General features: G+C 62.2%; 20 protein-coding genes. 12 read left to right on the forward strand and 8 right to left on the reverse strand.

The window, feature by feature from the left end:
* From VEJ16_10000 to VEJ16_10010, 3 genes are all read right to left on the reverse strand, one after another.
* The coding region (locus VEJ16_10000) for an LptF/LptG family permease (protein ID HYB09992.1) at positions 1–579 on the reverse strand (579 nt) is incomplete at its 3' end.
* A 271-nt stretch (positions 580–850) separates the two neighbouring features.
* Positions 851–1873 carry an alpha/beta hydrolase gene (locus VEJ16_10005; protein ID HYB09993.1) on the reverse strand — a complete coding sequence of 341 codons (1023 nt, stop codon included), beginning with the start codon at positions 1871–1873 and terminating at the stop codon, positions 851–853.
* Positions 1870–2886 carry an ABC transporter ATP-binding protein gene (locus VEJ16_10010; GenBank protein ID HYB09994.1) on the reverse strand — a complete coding sequence of 339 codons (1017 nt, stop codon included), beginning with the start codon at positions 2884–2886 and terminating at the stop codon, positions 1870–1872. The genes VEJ16_10005 and VEJ16_10010 overlap by 4 nt, the downstream gene beginning before the upstream one ends.
* A 174-nt stretch (positions 2887–3060) precedes the next feature.
* On the opposite strand from VEJ16_10010, the gene VEJ16_10015 reads away from it, so the two are divergent.
* From VEJ16_10015 to VEJ16_10025, 3 genes are read left to right on the forward strand one after another with little or no spacing between them, the layout of a single operon-like run.
* Positions 3061–3252 (forward strand): zinc-finger domain-containing protein, encoded by a 192-nt coding sequence (locus VEJ16_10015; GenBank protein ID HYB09995.1) that lies wholly within the window; start codon positions 3061–3063, stop codon positions 3250–3252.
* Positions 3253–3312: 60 nt separating this feature from the next.
* Entirely contained in the window at positions 3313–6180 is a 2868-nt protein-coding gene (polA, locus tag VEJ16_10020; protein HYB09996.1) for a DNA polymerase I, read from the forward strand.
* A 21-nt stretch (positions 6181–6201) separates the two neighbouring features.
* On the forward strand, positions 6202–7032 hold the full coding sequence (locus VEJ16_10025; GenBank protein HYB09997.1) for an isocitrate lyase/phosphoenolpyruvate mutase family protein: 831 nt from the start codon (positions 6202–6204) through the stop codon (positions 7030–7032).
* Between the two features lie 58 nt (positions 7033–7090).
* On the opposite strand, the gene VEJ16_10030 is transcribed toward VEJ16_10025, so the two are convergent.
* The 4 genes from VEJ16_10030 to VEJ16_10045 all read right to left on the reverse strand — a co-directional run bounded on the left by VEJ16_10030 (position 7091) and on the right by VEJ16_10045 (position 10856).
* On the reverse strand, positions 7091–7669 hold the full coding sequence (locus VEJ16_10030) for a DUF882 domain-containing protein (protein ID HYB09998.1): 579 nt from the start codon (positions 7667–7669) through the stop codon (positions 7091–7093).
* A 288-nt stretch (positions 7670–7957) separates the two neighbouring features.
* Entirely contained in the window at positions 7958–9568 is a 1611-nt protein-coding gene (locus tag VEJ16_10035) for a phosphoenolpyruvate carboxykinase (protein HYB09999.1), read from the reverse strand.
* 190 nt (positions 9569–9758) lie between these two features.
* The gene (locus VEJ16_10040) at positions 9759–10283 is read right to left on the reverse strand and encodes a pyridoxamine 5'-phosphate oxidase family protein (GenBank protein ID HYB10000.1); all 525 of its coding nucleotides are present in this window, start codon (positions 10281–10283) and stop codon (positions 9759–9761) included.
* Between the two features lie 48 nt (positions 10284–10331).
* Entirely contained in the window at positions 10332–10856 is a 525-nt protein-coding gene (locus VEJ16_10045; GenBank protein HYB10001.1) for a copper chaperone PCu(A)C, read from the reverse strand.
* Positions 10857–11119: 263 nt separating this feature from the next.
* On the opposite strand from VEJ16_10045, the gene VEJ16_10050 reads away from it, so the two are divergent.
* From VEJ16_10050 to ptsP, 7 genes are all read left to right on the forward strand, one after another.
* Complete coding sequence (locus VEJ16_10050) at positions 11120–11827, forward strand: response regulator transcription factor (GenBank protein HYB10002.1); 708 nt, start codon at positions 11120–11122, stop codon at positions 11825–11827.
* Between the two features lie 28 nt (positions 11828–11855).
* Positions 11856–13628, forward strand: coding sequence for a stimulus-sensing domain-containing protein (locus VEJ16_10055; GenBank protein ID HYB10003.1), 1773 nt, complete (start codon positions 11856–11858; stop codon positions 13626–13628).
* 152 nt (positions 13629–13780) lie between these two features.
* Positions 13781–14218 (forward strand): HPr kinase/phosphatase C-terminal domain-containing protein, encoded by a 438-nt coding sequence (locus tag VEJ16_10060; protein ID HYB10004.1) that lies wholly within the window; start codon positions 13781–13783, stop codon positions 14216–14218.
* 7 nt (positions 14219–14225) lie between these two features.
* Positions 14226–15167 (forward strand): RNase adapter RapZ, encoded by a 942-nt coding sequence (rapZ, locus tag VEJ16_10065; GenBank protein HYB10005.1) that lies wholly within the window; start codon positions 14226–14228, stop codon positions 15165–15167.
* 27 nt (positions 15168–15194) lie between these two features.
* Entirely contained in the window at positions 15195–15608 is a 414-nt protein-coding gene (locus VEJ16_10070; protein ID HYB10006.1) for a PTS sugar transporter subunit IIA, read from the forward strand.
* A complete protein-coding gene (locus VEJ16_10075; GenBank protein HYB10007.1) occupies positions 15605–15913 on the forward strand; it encodes an HPr family phosphocarrier protein in 309 nt (102 codons plus the stop codon). The genes VEJ16_10070 and VEJ16_10075 overlap by 4 nt, the downstream gene beginning before the upstream one ends.
* Positions 15910–17739 (forward strand): phosphoenolpyruvate--protein phosphotransferase, encoded by a 1830-nt coding sequence (gene ptsP, locus VEJ16_10080; protein ID HYB10008.1) that lies wholly within the window; start codon positions 15910–15912, stop codon positions 17737–17739. The genes VEJ16_10075 and ptsP overlap by 4 nt, the downstream gene beginning before the upstream one ends.
* Before the next feature lie 39 nt (positions 17740–17778).
* Here the strand turns inward: ptsP and VEJ16_10085 are convergent, their stop codons facing one another.
* Positions 17779–18306 (reverse strand): hypothetical protein, encoded by a 528-nt coding sequence (locus VEJ16_10085; GenBank protein HYB10009.1) that lies wholly within the window; start codon positions 18304–18306, stop codon positions 17779–17781.
* Between the two features lie 228 nt (positions 18307–18534).
* On the opposite strand from VEJ16_10085, the gene ahcY reads away from it, so the two are divergent.
* Together ahcY and VEJ16_10095 are read left to right on the forward strand one after the other, a co-directional pair.
* Positions 18535–19962: an adenosylhomocysteinase gene (gene ahcY / locus VEJ16_10090; protein ID HYB10010.1), complete on the forward strand. Its 1428-nt coding sequence runs from the start codon at positions 18535–18537 to the stop codon at positions 19960–19962.
* A 97-nt stretch (positions 19963–20059) separates the two neighbouring features.
* Positions 20060–22267, forward strand: coding sequence for an ATP-binding protein (locus VEJ16_10095; GenBank protein HYB10011.1), 2208 nt, complete (start codon positions 20060–20062; stop codon positions 22265–22267).
* Positions 22268–22329 lie beyond the last annotated feature (62 nt).

A 22329-nucleotide genomic window follows, 5' to 3' on the forward strand; every position in this document is an offset into this window, starting at 1 on the left:
CCGCAACTCGAAGGTCGCTGCATTCACCTTGTCGGCATGGATCACGGATTCGCCGGCTTCGTCGACCTGTCGGATCCAAAGGCCGTTCTCCGATGTCGCGAAAATGCTGACGGCTCCCTTTATGTATTTGCTTTCCATCGCCTCGTAGCGGAACAGCATTGCCGAGGCGACCGGATTGATCACGGCGATCTTGATCACGCCCAGTGTCATCGCGCACAGCACGACCGGCATGATGAACTGCCACACCGAGACGCCAGCCGAGCGCATGATGACCAGTTCCTGGCTGCGCGTAAGCCGCCAGAAGGTCAGCATGCTTCCGAACAACACGGCGAACGGCATGATTTGAAGGGCGAGATGCGGCTGCTTGAGGAGCGACATCGTCAAGGTGATCTTGAACGTGACCCCTTCGCGCCCGATGGTCCGCCGCAACATCTCGACCAGATCGAACAGGAACGAGATCGCCATGAATGCGGCAAGCAACATCAGGAATGAGGCGATATAAGTGCGCAGCAAATAGAAGCCGAGCGTCAACGGCAGGCGAATCCTGGGCGTCGGTGCGGCGAGTGCCGCGATGCTCATGCCGCTTTCTCCATCGTCGGCTCGCCTGCTGGTATCGCGTCGGTCACCGGATATTCCTAGTCTGACGGGCTCGCCACACGAGCGCTTTTGCCCTTCGATCGCCCGCGTCCCAAGCAATCAACGCAACCCACTTGCTGCTGTGGCACTGAGCGGCTCGGCGGCAGGGATTTTATAGGGGAAACCCCGCCGTTGCGGCAAACGTTTCTTTTCCAGCCATTTAGACGCCCCCATCCGAAAGCCGACGTTTCGAATGGTGGCGACATTTATCGAATCACTGGCCTTCGAGCGCTTGTATCCCGACCCGGTCGTCGCCCGAGGGCAGCGGTGCACGCGGATCATCGACCCAGTGAAGCACATCCTCCCACAGCGTCTTTGCCTCAAGATCTCGCAACAGCATGTGATAGCCCTTGGGATAGACGGCAATGGTGCGAGGGGCTGTCGGGAAGGGCGGCAGGTGCTCGATCATGATCAGGGTCGGATCCTTGGGGATGACCTCGTCGTGCTCGCCGTAGAGGATGAGCACGGGAACGCCGTCGAGCTTCGGCGCTACCGCGAGGGCGTCGTCCATCAAATTGACAAGCCCCCAAATCGCGTCGATGCGCGTCTCCTTGATGACGAGAGGGTCGCGCGAGAGTGCGACAAGCATTTCGCGGTTGTCGGATGGCGTGATGTCGAGCCCCTTTCCCGTGACCGTCCACCAGGGCACGGTATGCGCCGAGGCCCAGAGCGCCACCTGCTTGCCGATATCCATTGTCGTGCGCCCCCAAACGGCGGGTGCCGAAAGAATAACCCCATCGACCTTCGGCCGATCCGGTCTCGCCATCGCGGCCATGACCACCGCACCACCCATGCTTTCGCCGAGTAAGTAGAGCGGTGTGCCTGGATAACGCGCGTGAAGGAGACCGACCATGGCATCGAGATCGCCGACCAGCGTCGCCTCGCCGGGCCAGTAGCCCGGATGAGGGGCCCGACCGAACCCGCGTTGATCGTAGGCGTAAGTGGCGATCCCGTGTTGCGCCCACCATGCCCCCGGCATCGCGAAGGCGTTTGCGTAGTCGTTCATGCCGTGGAGTCCGAGGATGACGGCTTTGGGTGGATCGCCCTGTGGCACGTCAGGAAGCCAACGCTGGATCGGAAGCTTGGCCCCATCGCTTGCGACGTATTCGTCCGCTGCCAATGCGGGAGTGGACATCGCTTCGCCGGCCGGCTCCACGCGAGGGGCGCAGGCCGTGAGTGCGATGAAGGCGCAGATTATCGAGATGCTTCCGAAATGGGACGTCCGCGAAAATTTCATCCGCGTCCCACGGTGCGGATCTTATCGGCGGGCGGGCGTTCGCGCGTGATTTCAAGGAAGAGATCCTCGAGATCGGCTTCCGTCGTCGTGAGGTCGGCGATTCCGAGGCTTGCGTCGCGCAGCCCCGTGAGGATGTCGCGGATGCGCGTTTCGCTCGGCCGATAATGGAAGACGAGGCGGCGCGCGCCGATGAGTTCGACGTTGAAGGCGGCAAGTGCTGGCGGAATCGCCGCCAGATCCTGCGTCAGGATGACCGAAAGCTCTTTGCGGTCGAGCTGCCGGATAAGCGCGTCCTTGGCGTCGCACGCGATCACCCGGCCGTGATTGATGATGGCGATACGGTCGCAGAGCTGCTCGGCCTCCTCGAGATAATGAGTGGTGAGCAGGATCGTCGTACCCTGACGATTGAGTTCCTGAACTTGCGACCAGAGTTGCCGGCGAAGCTCGACGTCGACACCTGCGGTCGGCTCGTCGAGCACGAGGATCGGCGGGCTGTGGACCATGGCCTTCGCGACCATGAGCCGTCGGCGCATCCCGCCCGAGAGCGTGCGCGCATAGGCATCGGCCTTGTCGCGGAGGCCGACGATCTCCAACACTTCGTCCGTCCGCCGCTCCGGGGCGGGTATTCCATAGAGTCCGCCATGGAGGTCGAGCAGTTCCCGTGGCGTGAAAAAGGCATCGAGATTGAGCTCCTGGGGCACCACGCCGATTGCCGCACGGGCGTTTCTCGGCTCCTTGTCGATGTCGATGCCCCATACCCGCACGTGGCCCGCGGATTTAAGGACGAGGCCCGCCAGGATGTTGATGAAGGTTGATTTGCCAGCACCGTTCGGCCCGAGAAGCCCGAAAAGGGAGCCGCGCGGAATCTTGAGGCTTACGTCATTGAGTGCGTGGACCGTCGAACCTCTTCCACCGCGTGCGTTGGCGCCATAAACCTTGTCGAGGCCCTCGGCCTCGATGGCGAAATCCGGAAGGGGCTGGGTCTCGTTCGACGGTGCGGCAGGGGCAGCCATGGTCGGGGCGGGTGCTACCCAATGGTTCGCGTTGGAAATGCGCCGGATCCGGACAGGGCCGGTACCGGGCCGAATCTTGCGGTTGAATGTCGGCGAGCAATGGGTATCATCCGCCCGCGGCTATGGCAATGGAATAGCATTGCCGCATGGCTTCCCGGAACGAGGACAGGACGCATGGTCCAGGCACCCGCGGCCCCCGAGATCATCGAGGTCGAGACGACGGAAGTTTCCTGCGATGGTGGCGAGGGTCCGCTCGGCCATCCGCGCGTATTCCTCAATATGGGTGACAAAGGGCAAGTCGAGTGCCCCTATTGCGACCGCCTTTTCAAGCTGAAGAACGGTGCGGCAGCTTCCGGCGAGCATTGACTTCGGAGCCCATCGGCTAAGCCCCTCGACTCCCGCGGACAGTTCCGGCATGTTCGGCGCGTGAACGCGTCGAGAAAATCCGCCGCTCAATTCAAGCCGCGCCATGTTTATCTGGTCGATGGCTCGGGCTACATTTTCCGCGCCTATCATGCGCTCCCGCCCATGACCCGGCCGGACGGCACGCCCGTCAACGCGGTCTACGGCTTCACCAACATGCTCATCAAACTTTTGAACGACTCGGACGCCGATTGCATTGCCGTGATCTTCGATGCCGGGCGCGAGACGTTCCGCAATGAAATCTATCCGCAATACAAGGCGAACCGCCCCGAAACGCCGGAGGAGCTGATTCCGCAATTTCCGCTTGTGCGCGAGGCTGCCCGCGCCCTCAATCTCGCGTCGATCGACCAGCCGGGTTATGAGGCCGACGATTTGATCGCCACCTACGCAAGGCTCGCGCGCCAAGCGGGCGCCAAGGTCACGATCGTCTCTTCCGACAAGGATCTGATGCAGCTGGTGAGCGACGGGATCGGCATGCTCGATCCCATGAAGCAGAAGCCGATTGGGCCGAACGAGGTTCATGAAAAATTCGGCGTGTCCCCGGAGAAGGTGGTGGATGTGCAAGCGCTCGCCGGAGACTCAACGGACAACGTGCCCGGGGTGCCCGGCATAGGCGTGAAGACCGCCGCGCAGCTCATCACCGAATATGGCGACCTTGAAACGCTTCTCGCGCGCGCGGGCGAGATCAAACAGCCGAAGCGGCGCGAATCCCTGCAGCAATTCGCCGAGCAGGCACGGATTTCGCGCCGTCTCGTCGAGCTCAAGAACGACGTGCCGCTCGCCGTGCCGCTTGAAAAATTGACGTTGCGCGCGCCCGACCGCGACAAGCTCGTGGCATTCCTGAAGGCGCAGGCGTTCCGCTCGCTTCTTGCGCGCATCGAGGGTGCTTCGGGCGCTGTCGCGGGTGCTGGCGCCAAGTCGGCCGAGGCAACGCCGGACAGGGGCGCTCTCGAGAGGCCAGCGCCAAAGTCCGAGGTGCGCAAAACAGCGCGGACGACGGAACCCTCCGTAGGAGACGCCTACGAACTGGTGCAGACCATGGCCGCCCTCGAAGCGTGGATCGCGCGCGCGCAAGATGCCGGTCTTGTCGCATTCGATACGGAGACCACGTCGCTCAAGGCCAACGAGGCGGAGCTTGTGGGCTTTTCGCTTTCGGTCGAGCCGGGCAAGGCGTGCTACGTGCCGGTCGGTCATCGCGCGCCGGCACGTCAGGGGACGTTCGATCTCGGCGAGGGTGCCAAGGCGGCCGACGAGATGGGTGGACCCAATCAACTGAAACGCGATCTTGCGTTGAAAGCCATCAAGCCGCTTCTCGAAGACCCGAGCGTTCTCAAGATTGGCCACAACATCAAATACGACATGGTCGTCCTCCGCAAATACGGCGTCGAGATCGCGCCGATCGACGACACGATGCTGATGTCCTATGTGACCGCGGCGGGACTCCACGGCCATGGAATGGACGAGCTTGCAAAGCTCCATCTCGATCGCGACACGATCAAATACAAAGATGTGACGGGCACCGGAAAGGGTCAGATCGGCTTCGCCGAAGTCGCGCTCGACAAGGCATGCGAATACGCTGCCGAGGACGCGGATGTAACGCTTCGTCTCCACGGCGTGCTCAAGCCGCAGCTTCTGGCCGATCGGCTCGTGAGCGTTTACGAGACCATCGAGCGTCCACTCGTGCCGATCCTTGCGGGCATGGAAGCCGAGGGGATCAAGGTCGACGTGGAGGAGTTGCGCCGCCTTTCCGAGGATTTCGCACTCCGGCTCCGCGATCTCGAAAAGGCGATCCACAAGCTTGCGGGCGAGACGTTCAACGTCGGCTCGCCGAAACAGCTCGGCGAAATCCTTTTCGACAAGATGAGCCTCGAAGGCGGGAAGAAAGGCAAGACCGGCGCCTATGTCACCGACGCGGACGTGCTCGAGGACCTCGCCGCACAAGGGCATGACCTGCCGGCGCGCGTTCTTGATTGGCGCCAGCTCCAAAAGCTGAAAAGTACTTACGCAGACGCGCTCGTTGAGGAGATCAACCCGAGAACCGGGCGTGTGCACACATCCTATGGCATGGCGATCGCCTCGACCGGACGGCTATCGTCGACCGAACCCAACCTCCAGAACATCCCGGTCCGAACCGAGGAAGGCCGGCGCATTCGCCGTGCGTTCGTGGCCGACAAGGGCAACAAGCTCGTCTCGCTCGACTATTCCCAGATCGAGCTTCGATTGCTCGCCCATGTGGCGCACATCGAAGCCCTCGAACGCGCCTTCAAGGAGGGGCTCGACATCCACGCGCTCACGGCGAGCCAGGTTTTCGGCGTGCCGGTCGAAGGCATGGACCCGATGGTGCGACGCAAGGCGAAAGCGATAAATTTCGGCATCATCTACGGCATCAGCCCCTTTGGCCTCGCCCGTCAGCTCGGCATTCCCCAGGGCGAGGCCGCGGAATACATCAAGGCCTACTTCGCGCGGTATCCGGGCATTCGCGATTACACGGACGGCACGAAGGACCGCGCGCGCAAGCAAGGTTTCGTGACAACGATCTTCGGACGGAAGATCCACACGCCGGGAATCAAGGATCCGAATCCGGCGCGCCGCAGCTTTTCGGAGCGTGCAGCGATCAACGCCCCCCTCCAAGGAGGGGCTGCCGACATCATCAAGCGTGCTATGATCCGCGTGCCCGATGCGTTGGCGAATGCGAAACTCTCGGCGCGCATGCTTCTCCAGGTTCATGACGAATTGCTCTTCGAGGTGCGCGAGGCGGAAATCGAGCGGACGATCCAGATCGTGCGCAAGGTGATGGGAAATGCGGCGCATCTGCGAGTTCCGCTCGTGGTCGATGCCGGTGTCGCCGAAAATTGGGCCGACGCCCATTAACGCCATCAAAGGAGGTGCGTCGTGAGCGTCCTTAAAGAAAAAGCCGAAAAGCTCCTGTCCCTGCACGCAGGGCCGAAGCTTCTGCTGCTGCCGAACGCGTGGGACGTGGCGAGTGCGGTCGTGCTCGTCCGTGCCGGTTTCCCAGCGATTGCGACGACGAGTTCGGGTGTTGCCGCTTCGCTCGGCTATCCCGATGGGCAGCGTATCAGCCGTGCGGAGATGGCCGACGCGGTTCGCCGGATCGCGGGCCGCGTCGACGTGCCCGTCAGCGCCGACATGGAGGGCGGATACGGCCTCAATCCAGATGCGGTTGCCGAGACGGTGCGCGCCACACTTCAAGCAGGTGCTGTCGGCGCCAATATCGAGGATGGAACAGACGATCAGAGAAGCCCGCTCATCGAATTCTCCCTCGCCGTCGAGCGTATTCGCGCGGCCCGCGAGGCAGCCAACGAGGCTGGAATACCCTTCGTCGTCAATGCGCGCACGGACCCCTATATGAGCCCCGGCGATAAGGGTGCCGCCGCTTTCGACGAAGCCGTCCGGCGCGGCAATGCGTTCCGCAAGGCGGGTGCCGATTGCATCTTCGTACCCGGTGTTGTGGATCGTGACCTCATCGCTCGCCTCGTCAAGGCGATCGATGCACCCGTGAATATCCTCGGCGGATTCAAGACTCCGCCGATCCCGGCACTGGAATCGCTCGGCGTTCGGCGTGTGACGGTCGGCGGCGGCTTGCAGCGCGCGACCATGGGCCTTCTCCAGCGCGCAGCCGAGGAATTGCGCAATGCGGGGACGTTCTCTTTTGCCGAGCATGCCGTGCCGCACGCGGAGATGAACAAGATTCTCGCCCGCTGACGCACGGCGCCCGCGCGAGCGGCGTCACTGCCGCCCGGCACGACGATACGCCCTGTCCCTACCAGTGGCGAACGGGCCCCACGTCGACATGGACGAAGCCTGCGCGCGGGTAATAGCCGACTCCACCCGCTTGCAAGTTCATCGCAAGCTCGCGCACGTGGGGCAAATCCCGACCCGGCACGCGGAAATCGAGCGCCTGGCCTCGGAGATGGTAACTGTTGCGCGCATGCGTTCGGCCTTCGCGAACGAGTTCGGCGTTCGTCGCGGGCGAGCGATAGCCGCACACGACGTCGAGCCCCTTCTCCGTATTCAGCTTCGTCTGGATCTGGAACATGAGCTCGACAAGCCTGCGGTCCGTCGCGATCGTCCCGTCGGTGCGGTGATCGCGCAGCATCTTGTCGATATCGCGAAACGACTCCGGAACATACCGGCCATCGGCCCAAAAGGTCGAAGCAATGCTTTCGCCGGTATGAAGATTGTAGAGCTTGAGGGTCTTTTCTTTATCCGACGGAGTGATCCGTGCTAGCGCCCCCGTCGGCAGCAGTAGAGCGCAAGCTATTGCGCTCCATCCGAGCAGATCTCGCCGTCGCACTCCTCGCACACGGCCGTTCCGCTCGCTTTCGCGATCGTTCGGCATTATCCACCCCCCTCTTGCGACGTCACCGTTTCTTATTCGAAGCCCGTGCCCGAGCTTCGTTCAATGTCGCAGGTCTTGGGATATTTTTTTCTGTCCCAAAACCGAATGAAAACCGTCATACACGAAGCGGAGAGAGATGACCAGGAACAATCCGGGGTATATGGAACGACAGGGGTGTCCGCACCCGAGACACGGTGCGCGCAAAAAAGCAAAGCGAGATATTCATCGGGATTAGTCGCAGCTATTCACGTCGAGGATGAAAGATAGGGTGCAAAGTAAGCGCTTGTCTCAAGCAGCTGCGTGGATTCCGGCAGCCTTCACGCGCTCGTCCACGTATGACTCGAACTGTTTGAAATTGTTCTCGAAGCGTTGGGCGACTTCGCGTGCGGTCCGATCATAGGCGCGCTTGTCCTGCCAGGTCTCCTTCGGATTGAGTACCTCGCTTGGCACCTCGGGGCAGCTTCTCGGAATCGAAAGTCCGAATTCGTCGAGCCTGACGGTCGAAACCTGCGCGAGCCGTCCGTCAAGGGCGGCACGCACCATGGCGCGGGTATGCGCGATGTTCATTCGCTGTCCGGTTCCGTAGGCTCCACCCGACCAGCCCGTGTTGACGAGCCAGCATTTCACGTTGTGCTCGGAAATCCGCTCGCCCAGGATTTTCGCATAGACCGTCGGATGTCGCGGCATGAACGGCGCGCCGAAGCAAGTCGAGAACGTCGCCTGGGGCTCTTTGCCGAGGCCCTTCTCAGTGCCGGCGACCCGCGCCGTATAGCCGGAAAGGAAGTGATACATCGCTTGTTCGGAGCTTAGCCGGCTGATGGGCGGCAGCACCCCGAAGGCGTCGGCGGTAAGCATGACGACGTTGTCGGGATGATGCGTGACTCCGGTTCTGCTCGCGTTCGGGATGAAGTCGATGGGGTAACTCGCGCGCGTGTTCTCCGTGAGACTCGCGTCGTCGAGGTCGAGGATGCGTGTCATCGGGTCGTAGACGACGTTCTCGAGCAGTGTGCCGAAGCGCCGAGTCGTGTCGTAAATTTCCGGCTCGGCTTGGGGCGAAAGGTGGATCACCTTCGCGTAGCATCCGCCCTCGAAATTGAACAGGCCCCGCTCGGACCAGCCATGCTCGTCGTCGCCGATCAGCGTGCGCGTGGCGTCCGCCGACAGCGTGGTCTTGCCTGTCCCGGAGAGCCCGAAGAAAATTGCCGCATCGCCTTTCGGTCCCACATTCGCCGAGCAGTGCATTGGAAGCACGCCGCGCGCCGGCAACAGGTAATTAAGCGCGCTGAACACGGACTTTTTGATCTCGCCCGCATAGGACGAGCCGCCGATGAGAACTGTGCGCTTCTTGAAATTAACGAGGATGAACGTTTCGGAATTAGTGTCGTGCCTGGCGGGATCGGCGAGGCAGCGCGGCGCGTGGATGACCGTGAAATCGGGTGTGAAGGTTTCGCAGTGTGCCGCCGCGGGCCGGATGAACATGTTGTAGGCGAAAAGACTGTGCCACGCATTTTCGGTCACGACCCGCACGCGCAGGCTGTAACCCGAATCGGCCCCTGCGATGCAGTCCTGCACGAAAGCGTCCTTGCCCTCGAAATGGGCAAGTATGTGCTCGTGAAGAGCGTCGAATTGGCTCTCCCCGATCGGGCGATTGATTTTGCCCCACCAGATTTCGTCCTTGCTGTCCGACTCCTCGACGATGAATTTGTCATTCACCGAGCGGCCGGTGTGCTGGCCGGTCTCGACGATGAAAACGCCGCCCAAGCCGACAATGCCCTCGTCGCGGCGGATCGCCTCTTCGTAAAGAGCCGGGGATGTGAGGTTCCAATAGGCCGTCCGGATTTTTCGCAGGCCCTGAAGGCTCAGGCCATGATGACTGATGACCGGACCCACCTGCTGCATCGAACCTTCCTCCCGATTTTTAATTCGCAACCTTTGCGTCGCACTCGCGAAGGGGTTTGCAATCGAGCCGGCCACGCACGGAAGCCGCAACCTAAACTAAACATATGAGAGAAAATCTCGAATATGCAATGTAATTGAGGCGGCCGAGCGTTTCTGTCGCAACACCGTGGAAGCAGCGAAATCCACCGCGCTAGCCGGCGCGCGCGGCGGACGGGCCGCCTCCGAGGACGTCCTTGGCGTCGAGCCAGTGAATGCGGCCGAATCCCGCGACAAGGTGGGCGCCCACGGCGTCGATCCGGTAAAAGCGAAAATCCTTGAAGCCCGCATAGCGTGCAGCGCTTGGGTGGCGGGCGAGATAAAGCGCGCGGTCCGAGGGCTCGGTCGTCTCGCGAGCATGTCCGACGAGGGTGAGACGTGTGCCTGCGAGCGGCTCTGCAAGTCCCTCAGTTCCATCGAAGAGGAGGGAGACGCGGTCGTCGGCCATGATGTTCTTGCTGTGATCGGCAAGATCGGAGAGCAATAGGATCGGGGTTGCATCCGGCCGGCACGCGACAAGAACAAGGGAGGCGTAGGGCCAGCCGACCGCGAAGTCGCGGCGGAGCACGCTCGCGAGCGTGGCGCGGGCGCAAGTGCGGATGAGCGCGCGCGCGGTCGCCTCAGGCGGTTCTTTCGCTTCGTGCCGCAAATCCCGGCGCTTCTCGTCGCGTTCTTGCATCGGGCGAAATTTCCTCTCGCGATAACGCGCAAGTGGGGGCAAAGACGGTCACTGGCCTGGCGATTGACCTTCTGATGGCTGCGCGGCAGCCGCCGGCGCCATCGCCCCAACCGCTTCGATGCGTACCTCGACCGTAACCGCCCCGGCATGCTCGAAGGTAAGCGTCATCGGAAATCGCTCACCCTTCTTTAGCGGCCGCGATAGGCCCATCAGCATGACGTGATTGCCGCCCGGCCGGAATTCGACGGGTTTGCCCTGCGCAATCTCGGCGTCCGCCAGGGGCGCCATGTCCACGGCCCCATTCGCCATTTCGATCGTCGTATGAAGCTCGGCGGATTTGGCCACCGGTGTCGAGACCGCGATGAGCCGGTCCGCCTGCGGTCCGCCGTTCGTAATCGTAAAATAGACGACCCCGTTGCTGGCGACACTTGCGCGCGCCCAAGGGCGAGCAATGAGAAGGTCTCCCGCCGTGTAGTCCTGGGCGTTTGACGCCGTCACGGAAATCAGGAGGAAAGGGGCGACGGCAAGGCCGAAAAGTTGTCGGGTGGATGACATATTCGCCTTTTCGATCATATCGTCTCCAGTTTCTTCTGGAAACTTCACCGTTTGGCCCAACGTGGTCATTGAAGCCCGACGGGTCAAGCAGGTCGCTGCATCTCTCGATGTGTGTGGGTAGGGCGACGCCCCCCGTGGCCTAGGTCGCCGATTTTGCCTGGAAAAGCCACAAATTAGACCCAATATTGCAAAATACTCGAGGTCAGCGGCGATGCCACTATTGCCGTGAGGGGAAATTATCCGCGAAGCCCGGTCCGAACCACAGCGTTGGCAGAGGGAATATGCCGCTCAAGCGCACGATCGCGCTCGTTGACGACGACCGCAACATTCTGACCTCGGTTGCGATGGCGCTCGAGGCAGAGGGTTTCGCCGTGCGCACCTTTACAGATGGCGATGAGGCACTACGCGGCATCACCGCTCAGCCCCCCGATCTGGCCGTCCTCGACATCAAAATGCCGCGCATGGACGGGATGGAGCTGCTCTCCCGCCTGCGCAAGAACACCGTCATGCCGATCATTTTTCTCACCTCCAAGGATGACGAGGTGGACGAGGTGCTGGGCTTGCGCATGGGAGCCGACGATTACATCACAAAACCGTTCTCCCTCCGTCTCCTCATCGAGCGTATCCGCACGTTGCTGCGCCGGATCGAGCTCAAGGACGCGGCGAGCGAGGGCCCGAATGGCGAAGCGATCGTCACGCGGGGCGATCTCCTGCTCGATTCGAGTCGGCACCTTTGCAGTTGGAAAGCCAGCCCGGTCAATCTCACGGTTACGGAGTTTCTGATCCTCAAGGCGCTTGCACAGCGTCCCGGCCTTGTGAAAAGCCGCGATCAGCTCATGGATGCCGCCTACGGCGAGCACATCTACGTGGACGACCGCACGATCGACAGCCACATCAAACGAGTACGGAAGAAACTGAGGGCCGTGGACGATAGCTTCAATGAGATCGAGACCCTCTATGGCATCGGCTATCGCTACAAAGAAGGCTAAGCCGGCTTCGGCCTGATGGGCATGGACCATGGCCGTCGAGACTGAGTCGCCATCGCGCGCCGACATCTCCCCTGAAAGGCAGGCGGGCCAAGGAAAGGCGCTCGGCCGAGACCTCAAACACGCCCGCTCGAGTGGCGCGCGCAAGCGTCGCCCCGCCGTGCTGGTCCGCTTTGCGCATTTGCGTTTCGGTCGCTCGCTCGTATTCTCCCCGCTCACGCGTCGGATCCTGGTCCTCAACGTGGTGGCTCTTGCGATTCTCGTGGTCGGCCTCGTCTATCTCGGCGAATACCAGCGCAATCTCGTTCAAGGGCAACTCGACTCGCTTGCGACGCAGGCGCGGATATTTTCAGGGGCACTCGGCGAAAGCGCGGTGAAGAACATAGGCGACGAGCCGCCCGAGCTCCAGGCCGCCGAAAGCCGCATTCTGCTGCGTCGGCTGATCGAACCGACGCGCGCGCGCGCCAGGCTGTTCGATAGCGTTGGCGATCTCGTGGTCGACAGCCGTTATCTCGAAGGGCCGGGCGGTGCAATTCAGATCGAGCCGCTACCGCCGCCGGACGAGCGGGGATTTTTGCAGCGCCTGCCGGACCGCGTCTACGACTGGCTCGTCGGTGCGGCCGGCCGATTGGGCAACCTGCCGCGCTATCGCGAGCAAGCTCAGCAACATGCAAGCGACTACCGCGAGGTCGTGCGTGCTCTTTCGGGTGAAACGGCGGCGGTCGTCTACAACAACGCGCCGCGCGGCATGATCCTTTCCGTCGCCGTGCCGGTGCAGCATTACCGGGAGGTCGTGGGGGCGCTCATGGTGTCGCAGGACAGCGCCGAGATCGACGCCGCCATGCGAAACGTGCGTGTTGACATCCTCAAGGCGTTTGGCGTCGCACTCCTGATCACGGTCTTCTTCTCGTTTTATCTGGGCAGCACCATCGTGCGGCCGATCCGTCGCCTCGCGCTCGCCGCCGAACGCATCGGACCCGGCCACGGCCACGCCGCAGAAATCCCCGATTTCACCGCCCGGCGCGACGAGATCGGCTATCTCTCGGCGGCCCTGAGACGCATGACAACGCAGCTTTCTCAACGTATGGAAGCGATCGAGCGCTTCGCCGCCGACGTCGCCCATGAGATCAAGAATCCGCTTTCGTCGCTGCGGAGTGCTGTCGAAACGGCCGCGCGCGTCAAGGAACAAGAACAACAACGCAAGCTCATGGCCATAATCCTCGAGGACGTCCATCGTCTCGACCGCCTGATTTCGGACATTTCCGACGCATCGCGGCTCGATGCGGCGTTGAGCCGCGATGCGGTCGAATCCGTCGATCTCGGCGCGCTCCTCGGCACGCTTTGCGATGTCTATGGCGATCCCGGCAAGCCCGAGGCCCCGAGGCTGCGTCTCTATGCGGGCGACGAGGGGGAATTCCTGGTGAGCGGACTGGAAGGGCGGCTGGCGCAGGTGTTCCGGAATCTCATCGAGAACGCCCTTTCATTCAGCCCGCCCGGTGGGACGGTAACACTCTCCCTCCGCCACGACGGCGAGATGATCGAAGCGGTCGTCGAGGATGAGGGTCCGGGTTTGCCGGAGGGCAAATTCGAGACGATTTTCGAGCGCTTCTATAGCGAGCGTCCTGCGGGCGAAAAGTTCGGGACGCACTCCGGCCTCGGACTTTCGATTTCCAAGCAGATCGTGGATGTCCACGGCGGCACCATTCGGGCCGAGAACCGTCGGGACGCGGGTGGGCGCGTGCGCGGTGCCCGCTTCATCGTGCGCCTGCTGGCGCAAATCGAGGGGGTACCGTCTCAGGATTGACAGCGCGGGCTTCCGACGCCACCCTCCCCGCCCATAGGCATCGTGCGGTGGATTTGAAATTCCTATGGTTTGGCGGCAGCCATATTTAGGAACTTCAAATCCGAATGCCTCGCTGGATTAAATGTAGGGGCAGGTCTGGGGAAGGGTGGCGCATGATCCAGGTCCACGGGACCTGCGTCGAAGTCGGGGGCTTGGCCGTTTTGCTGCGAGGTCCGCCGGGGAGCGGCAAGTCGGATTTGGCGCTTCGACTGATCGACCGCGGCGCGCGCCTGGTCGCCGATGACCGGGTCGATCTGCGTTCGCGCGGCAAGAAATTGATCGCGAGTGCTCCGCAGCCCATCGCGGGACGAATCGAGGTGCGTGGGCTGGGCATCGTCGAAGTGAGTGCTGTCGCCGAGGCGCGTCTCGCACTTGTGGTGGATCTCGTGGCATCTGGCGGTGCTGAGCGCATGCCGGACCCGGCCGCATGCGATTTCCTCGGCATAGAAGTTCGCCGGATCGAGCTCGCGCCGTTCGAGGCGTCCGCCGCCGCAAAGGTCAGGATGGCCACCCGCAGTTTGGCGCACCCCCCTGCCGAAGCCGCTCTATAATGGCACCATGATGAACGAACCCGCCGCCAGATCAGAAGCGTCGACCGCGCCCCGCAAGGACTCGTCGCGCCATTCGACGGGGAATGCGGCCAAGGTGGTGCTCGTCACCGGTCTTTCGGGTGCAGGGCGATCGACGGCACTCAAGATTCTCGAAGACCTCGGCTACGAGGCGGTCGATAACCTTCCGCTCTCGCTTCTTTCCAACCTCGTTCGGCCCGGCGATCGACTTGGCCGTCCGCTCGCGATCGGCGTCGATATTCGCACGCGCGATTTTGCGGTCGATCCGCTCCTGCGCGCCATCGACGGTTTGATGACGCAGACGGGTGTCGCCCCAAGGCTTCTCTTCGTCGATTGCGAGGACGAAGCTTTGCAACGTCGGTTCACGGAAACGCGGCGACGCCATCCCCTTGCCGATGATCGCCCGATCGTCGACGGCATCCGTCTCGAACGCGCGTTCATGGCGCGGATTCAGGAGCGGGCCAACGTCGTGATCGATACGACGAGCATGAAACTCGGCGACTTCAAGCGGGCGATGAAGGAGTATTTCGGCCTCGACCGCGGCCCGGACATGTTGGTGACGGTTATGTCGTTTTCCTACCAGGGTGGCGTGCCGCGGGAGGCCGATATCGTCATCGATACGCGGTTCCTCGACAATCCGCATTACGTGCTGGAGCTTTCGGGGCTTTCCGGCAAGGATGCGGCGGTCGCGGCCTATGTGGCGAAGGATCCGGGCTTTGCCCCCTTCCTCACCGGGTTCAAAAGCTGGCTCGCCCCCCTCTTCCCGCGCTTCGAGCGCGAAGGCAAAAGCTATCTCACCATCGCAATCGGCTGCACCGGTGGGCGGCATCGCTCCGTTGCGGTCGCGGAAACGGTCGCGGAATGGCTTCGTGGACTCGGTCGGCAAGTGTCGCTGCGGCATCGGGATATCGATCGTCAGCGGGATGCTTGAGGCCAAAGTGGAATAAAGGGATCGCTCATGATCGGCATGGTTCTCGTTACCCACGGCAATCTCGCGAAGGAGTTCATCTCCGCACTCGAGCATGTGGTCGGGCCGCAAAAGCGCGTCGGCGCGGTGTGCATCGGGCCGGACGACGACATGGAAAAGCGGCGCGAAGACATTCTGCGTTCGGTCGCGGAGGTGGACGATGGAAGTGGGGTTGTTCTGTTGACCGACATGTTCGGGGGCACGCCGTCGAACCTTGCCATTTCCATTATGGACAACGCGAAGGTCGAGGTCATTGCTGGCGTCAATCTGCCGATGCTGATCAAGCTTGCCAGCATTCGGCAATCCGAAGGACTTGCAAAAGCGGTCTCGGCGGCACAGGAAGCGGGGCGCAAATACATCAACGTGGCGTCAGCGCTCCTGGCGGAGGAAAAGGACAAGCGATGAACGAGAGCGTCCCAAATGCCGGCATGCATGCGCCGGCGTTGAGCCGCACCCTCCTTATTTGCAACCAACGTGGCCTGCATGCGCGAGCTGCGGCGCGCTTCGTGAAGTGTGCCGAAAAATTTAATGCGGAGATCACCGTCACGAAGAAAGACACCGTGGTCTCCGGGCTTTCGATCATGGGGTTGATGATGCTGGGCGCTGGGCCGGGAACGGCGATCGAGGTGGCCGCGACGGGGCCGGAAGCGTTCGAAGCACTCGAAGCGCTTGAAGCGCTGGTCGGCGCAAGATTCGGCGAAGACGAGTGACGACGCGGGCGAAAAAATCGGCCGGAGCGGGAGCGGAGCGACGTGAAGGCGCGCAAGGCTCGATAATTACGTCGAGGGAGGGGGAGCGCGTCTTCCAAGGGCTCGGCGTCTCGTCCGGGGTGGCGATCGGGCCTGCGCACGTTCGGGAAGCGGGTGCACTCGAGGTTCCCGAGTACGCGATAGCGCCGCAGAAGCTCGAGGTGGAGCATAAGCGCCTCGCTGCGGCCATCGAGCGATCGAAGATGCAAGTCCACCAGCTCAAGGCCAAGGCGGCCGCACTCCGTGGCGCTGCGGCGGAGGAACTTGGCTATCTTCTCGATGCGCATCTTCAGATGCTGACCGGATCGCGGCTCGTTCGCGGTGCAGACCAGCGTATCCGGCGCGACCATGTAAATGCGGAGGCCGCCGTTCAAGCGGAGATCCACGAGATCGGCAAGAGCTTCAGCCAAATGGATGACGCCTATTTCGCAAGCCGCGTCGACGATATCCGCGAAGTCGGCGCGCGACTCGTGCGCAATCTTTTGCAGAAGCCCTACCACGCGTTCTCCGATTTACCGCTCGGAAGCATTGTCATCGCGGAGGAGTTGACCCCGGCCGACACCGCACTCCTCGATCCCTCGCGGGTGGGCGGCTTCGCCACCGTGCTGGGCGGGCCGCAGAGCCATACGGCCATCATGGCGCGCTCGCTCGGCCTGCCGGCAGTGCTCGGTGTCGCCGGGCTTATGGGGGGTGCTGAACCGGGCACGATAGTCGTGATCGACGGCACCAACGGGCGCGTCGTCGTCAATCCGAGTGCCAAGACCCTCGCTGAGTACGAAGAGCGTCAGCGCGAACTGCTGCGTGAGCGCCGCCAGCTCTCTCGGCTTGCCAGGCTTCCTGCCGAGACGCGCGATGGTGTTCAGATCGTGCTTCAGGCCAATGTCGAGCTGACGCGCGAAGTCGAACATGCGCGCGAGGCAGGGGCCGAGGGCATTGGCCTGCTGCGCACGGAATTCCTTTTTATGAATCGCGAAGATCTTCCTGACGAAGAGGAGCAATACCGCGAGCTCAAGGCCTTCGTCGAAGGCATGGACGGACGTCCGGTTACGATTCGAACGCTCGACATCGGCGGAGACAAGCTCGCCCTTACCCTCGGCGACCATTTCGGCCAGTCGGCCAATCCGGCTCTCGGCCTGCGGGCCATCCGTCTCTCGCTCAAGCGCGTGGAATTGATCGAGACCCAGCTTGCCGCCATGCTGCGCGCGGGCGCTCATGGCCCGATTCGTATCCTCTTGCCGATGATCTCCTCGATTGCCGAAGTGCGGCAGGTAAAGACGATCGTCAAGAGAGTCCGCGCGCGGCTCATTCGCCAGGGGGCGAAGATCGACGTGGAGCCGCCCAAGCTCGGCGTCATGATCGAGGTACCCGGTGCGGCACTGGCCGCGGACGCGCTCGCGATGGAAAGCGATTTCTTCGCGATCGGGACGAACGATCTCACGATGTACACGCTTGCCATCGACCGCAGCGACGAGCAGGTGGCGCATCTCTATAATCCGCTTCATCCTGCGGTCCTGCGCCTTATTCAGTTCGCGGCGGGCTCAGCACTCAGGGCGCGCATCCCGCTCTGCCTATGCGGCGAGATAGCGGGCGACCCGCGCTACACGTCGTTGCTGCTTGGCTTGGGTATCCGTGACTTTTCAATGTCGGTCAGCGCCTTGCCGCGCATCAAGCAGCGCATCCGCAACTTGGACCTGCGGGAGGCGACGCGACGCGCAGAGCTGATCATGAACCAATGGGACTCAGGCCGCATCGCGACCTTGCTCGACGATTTCGACGCCCTGACGTGAGGTCGGCCGATACGTCGGCAACCGCCCCCTCGGATTGCGCTACTCGCACCCCGCGATATTTTCGATCGAGCTGCGCAAGCCGACCCGGTAGGTGAGAACCACGTCGCCGTCGGTCGCGAAAAGAAAGGCGCGCTTCCCATCGGGACTCGTCACGATCAGGTAATGGCCTTCGGGAAAGTCGGGATCGGGTCGCTCGAGAATCTGCTCATGGTAGAGGGACCTGATACGCGCTTCACTGTCCCCGATTTTCGCACCTTGTTCGGTCGCAATCGATTGATCCTCGATGTCGATGCGTTGGATCGTACCTTTCACGGCCAGGAAGTGTACTTGCGCCGAACCGCTGCTCGGCCAAACGCGTTCGCAGGGCATATCCTTGTTGCCGAACGAATCGACGGCGAGCGGGATGCTGAGCGCGCGCTCGACGTCGGCGACCTTCATGCCGATTTTCACAGCACCGAGTCCGTCAAAGCTTGCGCGTGCGCCGTCGAGGCTGGCAGCCCCACCCACGCCGGCGAGTATCCACATGGCGGCGAGACCGAATATGGCGACGATGCCAGCACGCCGCATGGTTCCGTCCCCCTTTCTTGGCTATGGTGCCGTTGGATTAAGATGGGGGAAAGGCCCCAAGATTGCCAATGCAAACCGGCCTGGAAGCGAAATATAACGATATAAAGATTTCTTTATATTTACCTTGCAAGGACACCTTTCCACTGCTATAGACGCACGCGCCCGGCCGCACGCCGCCTCTCTCGGTGCGACGAACGGCGTCCCACTTCCGCCTCAGGAGAATGCCTCATGTCCGTCGCCAAGCTCGCCGTGAAGTCAGCCAAGAACAGGGATTATGCCGTTGCCGATATCGGGCTCGCAGCGTGGGGCCGGCGCGAGCTTGCGATTGCGGAGACGGAAATGCCCGGCCTTATGGCCGTGCGGGCCGAGTACGGCAAGAAAAAGCCGCTCAAGGGTGCGCGGATCGCAGGCTCGCTCCACATGACGATTCAAACGGCGGTCCTCATCGAAACGCTCAAGACGCTCGGCGCCGATGTGCGCTGGGCGTCGTGCAATATCTACTCTACCCAGGATCACGCCGCGGCGGCGGTCGCGGAGTCGGGCACGCCCGTCTTCGCGTACAAGGGCGAAAGCCTGACGGAATATTGGGAATTCACACATCGAATTTTCGAATGGGCCGACGGTGGCACGCCCAACATGATCCTTGATGACGGCGGGGATGCCACACTCCTCGTCCATCTCGGCATGCGCGCCGAGAAGGATGCTTCGGTGCTTGCCAATCCCCACAACGAGGAGGAAGAGGCTCTATACGCCGCGATCAAGAAACGGCTCAAGCTGCGGCCGGGCTTTTATGCGCGGATCGGTTCCGCGATTAAGGGCGTCACCGAAGAAACCACGACCGGGGTCCATCGTCTTTACCAGATGGCGAAAGACCGTACGTTACTGTTTCCCGCGATTAACGTGAACGACTCGGTCACGAAGTCGAAATTCGACAACCTTTATGGCTGCCGCGAATCGCTCGTCGACGGGATTCGCCGGGCAACCGACGTCATGATGGCGGGCAAGATCGCCATGGTTTGCGGCTTCGGCGATGTGGGCAAGGGCTCCGCTGCGTCCCTGCGCAATGCGGGCGCGCGCGTGCTCGTGTCGGAAATCGACCCGATCTGCGCGCTCCAGGCGGCGATGGAAGGCTATGAGGTCGTGACGATGGAGGACGCCGCTCCGCGTGCGGACATTTTCGTGACCGCGACCGGTAACGTCGACGTTATCACGATCGACCACATGCGCAAGATGAGGGACCGCGCAATCGTTTGCAATATCGGACACTTCGATTCGGAGATACAAGTCTCAGCCCTGCGCAACCACAAATGGCACAACGTGAAGCCCCAGGTAGACGAAATCGAGTTCCCGAGCGGCCGGCGGATAATCTTGCTCGCCGAGGGACGGCTCGTGAACCTCGGCTGCGCCACGGGTCACCCGAGCTTCGTGATGAGCGCTTCGTTCACCAATCAGACTTTGGCGCAGATCGAGCTTTGGACGAATCCTGGCAAATACGAGCGCCGAGTCTATGTGCTGCCGAAGCACCTCGACGAGAAAGTAGCCGCTCTTCATCTCGATAAGGTCGGCGCGAAACTTACCAAGCTGACGAGCGATCAAGCCAAGTATCTCGGGCTTTCCCAAAAGGGGCCGTATAAGCCGGACCACTATCGTTACTAATGTAGGCTATTACCCTAAAAGCCTGTATAATCACGACAAAAGGACCGCGGCTGTAAGCAGGTCGGCGCTGACCTTGGGCGGATAGGGGCACGGGGGAATGACGGTTTCGAGCGGGGAGCGGTCGAGGCTCGGGCTTGCCCTCCCGGTCGCCTTCTGCGGCGTTTTCGTCTGCACCCCCGCATTCGGAGCGGGAGAGGGAGGGGCGATCTTTTCGGCTTGGGCGTTCGGTATCGCTGCGAGTATTGCGTGCGCCGCTCTCGCGGGGCTGGCGCTCGCGATCCTGCGCATGACATCGCTCAAGCGCGAACAACGCCGCCTCGCCGACAGGACAGCGGAACTCGTTTCGCTCGCGGCGGCGCGGGAAGCGGACCTTGGCGATCTTCGTGCGAAGGCCGATTCGAGCACGCGCGCGAGTCAACTGCAGCGCACCATATTCGATCGCATTGCCATCCCCCTCTGGCAGCGCGATGCGGAGTTGCGCTTGATCGACTGCAACAAAGCCTATATCGACGCCGTCGAAAGCGCCTCCGTGGCTGAGGTCGCCACGGAAGATCGGGAGCTTGCGGCTGGCGCGATTCCAAAACGCGGCAAGGCGCTTGCCGAACAGGCGGTGAGCGCGAAGGCGACGAAACGCACGACAGGCTATGTCGTGATCGGGGGAAGCCGGCGCCTCTTGCAGATCGTCGAGACCCCCCTCGGCGGCGGCGGCACGTTCGGCTATGCACTCGACTTGACCGACCTCGACGAGGCGCGGGCCGAACTCGACCGCCATATCGCCGCCCAGGCCAATGTGCTCGAGCAACTTGGCACCGCGATCGCCACATACGGCCCGGACCAGCGGGTGCGCTTCGCCAATACGGCGTATGCGCGGCTTTGGCGCCTCGACGAGGATTGGCTGAAGACCCAGCCGACCATGAGCGAAGTGCTCGAAGTCCAGCGTGAACGTCGGCGCCTGCCCGAGCACGCGGATTTTCCCGCCTTCAAGCGTGGCCTCTTGCAGATGTTCACCTCGCTGATCGAACGCCACGAGGAGCTTCAGCACCTTCCGGACGGCACGACGCTGCGGGCCGTGATCACTGCGCACCCCTTCGGCGGCCTGCTTCTCACGTTCGAAGACGTGACGGACAAGCTCGCACTCGAGCGCAACTACAACACGCTGATCGCGGTCCAGCGCGAAACCATCGACACGCTCCACGAGGCGATCGGCGTGTTCGGCAGCGACCTGCGATTGAAGCTTCACAATCCGAGCTTCGCCAAAATGTGGGGAATCCCGGAGGGCAGCGACGCGGCGGAAATCCACCTTGTCGACCTCCTCGATGCGGCACGCCACCTCTTCGACTACGGCGGAGATTGGGCCGGACTGAAGGAGGACATCATTGCGACAGTAAGCGATCGCACCTCCCAAAGCGGCCGGCTCGAGCGGACCGACGGCACGGTGCTCGATTGGGCAAAGGTCCCGCTCTCCGACGGTGCCGTGGTGCTGAGCTATCTCGACGTCACGGACAGCATACGCGTCGAGCGCGCACTCCGCGAACGAAACGAAGCGCTCATCACCGCCGACCGACTCAAGTCGGAATTCATCGCAAACGTTTCGTATGAGCTGCGGACACCGCTCAACGCGATCATCGGATTCTCGGAAATCCTCAATAATCAGTACTTCGGCGAGCTCAACGTCAAGCAAGTCGAGTACATGCGCGGCATACTCGACGCCTCAAATCGCCTTCTTTCCCTCATTAACGACATTCTCGATCTCGCCCTGATCGAAGCGGGGCGCATGACGCTCGAGCGCGAGGCGGTCCAGATCCACGCACTTCTCGTCTCGGTGATGAGCCTGACCCGCGAATGGGGCCGCAAGCAGAACCTCACCTTCGAATTCGATTGTCCGGCGGACATCGGCGCCATTATGGCCGATGAGCGCCGACTGAAGCAGGCGCTCTTCAACCTTGTGAGTAACGCGATCAAGTTTTCGCCCTCGGGCGGGCGCATCGCCCTGTCGGCGAGACGCGAAGGCAACGAGCTTGTGCTCTCGGTTTCGGACAATGGCATCGGGATACCGCGGGAGGACCAGGCGCGAGTTTTCGAGAAATTCGAACGGGGGCGCAGCGGCGGTGCGGGGCTCGGCCTCTCCCTGGTGCGTAGCTTTATCAATCTCCATGGCGGCCGCGTCGAAATCGAATCGGAGCCCAAGATCGGGACGACAGTGCGCTGCTATCTGCCGATTCGGCGCCTCGAAGCAGTCCCGAGTCCAAGCGCCGAAGAGCGCGTCGCGGTCGAGAACAGTCAAGCCGCCGGTGGGGGCGATTAGAGCGCATCGATTTGAGAGTGATGGACTTCGAAATCGCGTAGCATTATGCCTTGCCGGCCTTT

This window comes from Alphaproteobacteria bacterium, assembly GCA_035625915.1.
GTDB lineage: Bacteria > Pseudomonadota > Alphaproteobacteria > JACZXZ01 > JACZXZ01 > DATDHA01.

What these genes read in the sequence shown, in the direction of transcription:
- VEJ16_10005 (HYB09993.1), bottom strand. Translation starts at nt 1,873, where the DNA reads ATGAAATTTTCGCGGACGTCCCATTTCGGAAGCATCTCGATAATCTGC.
- VEJ16_10010 (HYB09994.1), bottom strand. Translation starts at nt 2,886, where the DNA reads ATGGCTGCCCCTGCCGCACCGTCGAACGAGACCCAGCCCCTTCCGGAT.
- VEJ16_10015 (HYB09995.1), top strand. Translation starts at nt 3,061, where the DNA reads ATGGTCCAGGCACCCGCGGCCCCCGAGATCATCGAGGTCGAGACGACG.
- VEJ16_10030 (HYB09998.1), bottom strand. Translation starts at nt 7,669, where the DNA reads ATGCCGAACGATCGCGAAAGCGAGCGGAACGGCCGTGTGCGAGGAGTG.
- VEJ16_10035 (HYB09999.1), bottom strand. Translation starts at nt 9,568, where the DNA reads ATGCAGCAGGTGGGTCCGGTCATCAGTCATCATGGCCTGAGCCTTCAG.
- VEJ16_10040 (HYB10000.1), bottom strand. Translation starts at nt 10,283, where the DNA reads ATGCAAGAACGCGACGAGAAGCGCCGGGATTTGCGGCACGAAGCGAAA.
- VEJ16_10045 (HYB10001.1), bottom strand. Translation starts at nt 10,856, where the DNA reads ATGATCGAAAAGGCGAATATGTCATCCACCCGACAACTTTTCGGCCTT.
- VEJ16_10050 (HYB10002.1), top strand. Translation starts at nt 11,120, where the DNA reads ATGCCGCTCAAGCGCACGATCGCGCTCGTTGACGACGACCGCAACATT.
- VEJ16_10055 (HYB10003.1), top strand. Translation starts at nt 11,856, where the DNA reads ATGGCCGTCGAGACTGAGTCGCCATCGCGCGCCGACATCTCCCCTGAA.
- VEJ16_10060 (HYB10004.1), top strand. Translation starts at nt 13,781, where the DNA reads ATGATCCAGGTCCACGGGACCTGCGTCGAAGTCGGGGGCTTGGCCGTT.
- rapZ (HYB10005.1), top strand. Translation starts at nt 14,226, where the DNA reads ATGATGAACGAACCCGCCGCCAGATCAGAAGCGTCGACCGCGCCCCGC.
- VEJ16_10070 (HYB10006.1), top strand. Translation starts at nt 15,195, where the DNA reads ATGATCGGCATGGTTCTCGTTACCCACGGCAATCTCGCGAAGGAGTTC.
- VEJ16_10075 (HYB10007.1), top strand. Translation starts at nt 15,605, where the DNA reads ATGAACGAGAGCGTCCCAAATGCCGGCATGCATGCGCCGGCGTTGAGC.
- VEJ16_10085 (HYB10009.1), bottom strand. Translation starts at nt 18,306, where the DNA reads ATGCGGCGTGCTGGCATCGTCGCCATATTCGGTCTCGCCGCCATGTGG.
- ahcY (HYB10010.1), top strand. Translation starts at nt 18,535, where the DNA reads ATGTCCGTCGCCAAGCTCGCCGTGAAGTCAGCCAAGAACAGGGATTAT.
- VEJ16_10095 (HYB10011.1), top strand. Translation starts at nt 20,060, where the DNA reads ATGACGGTTTCGAGCGGGGAGCGGTCGAGGCTCGGGCTTGCCCTCCCG.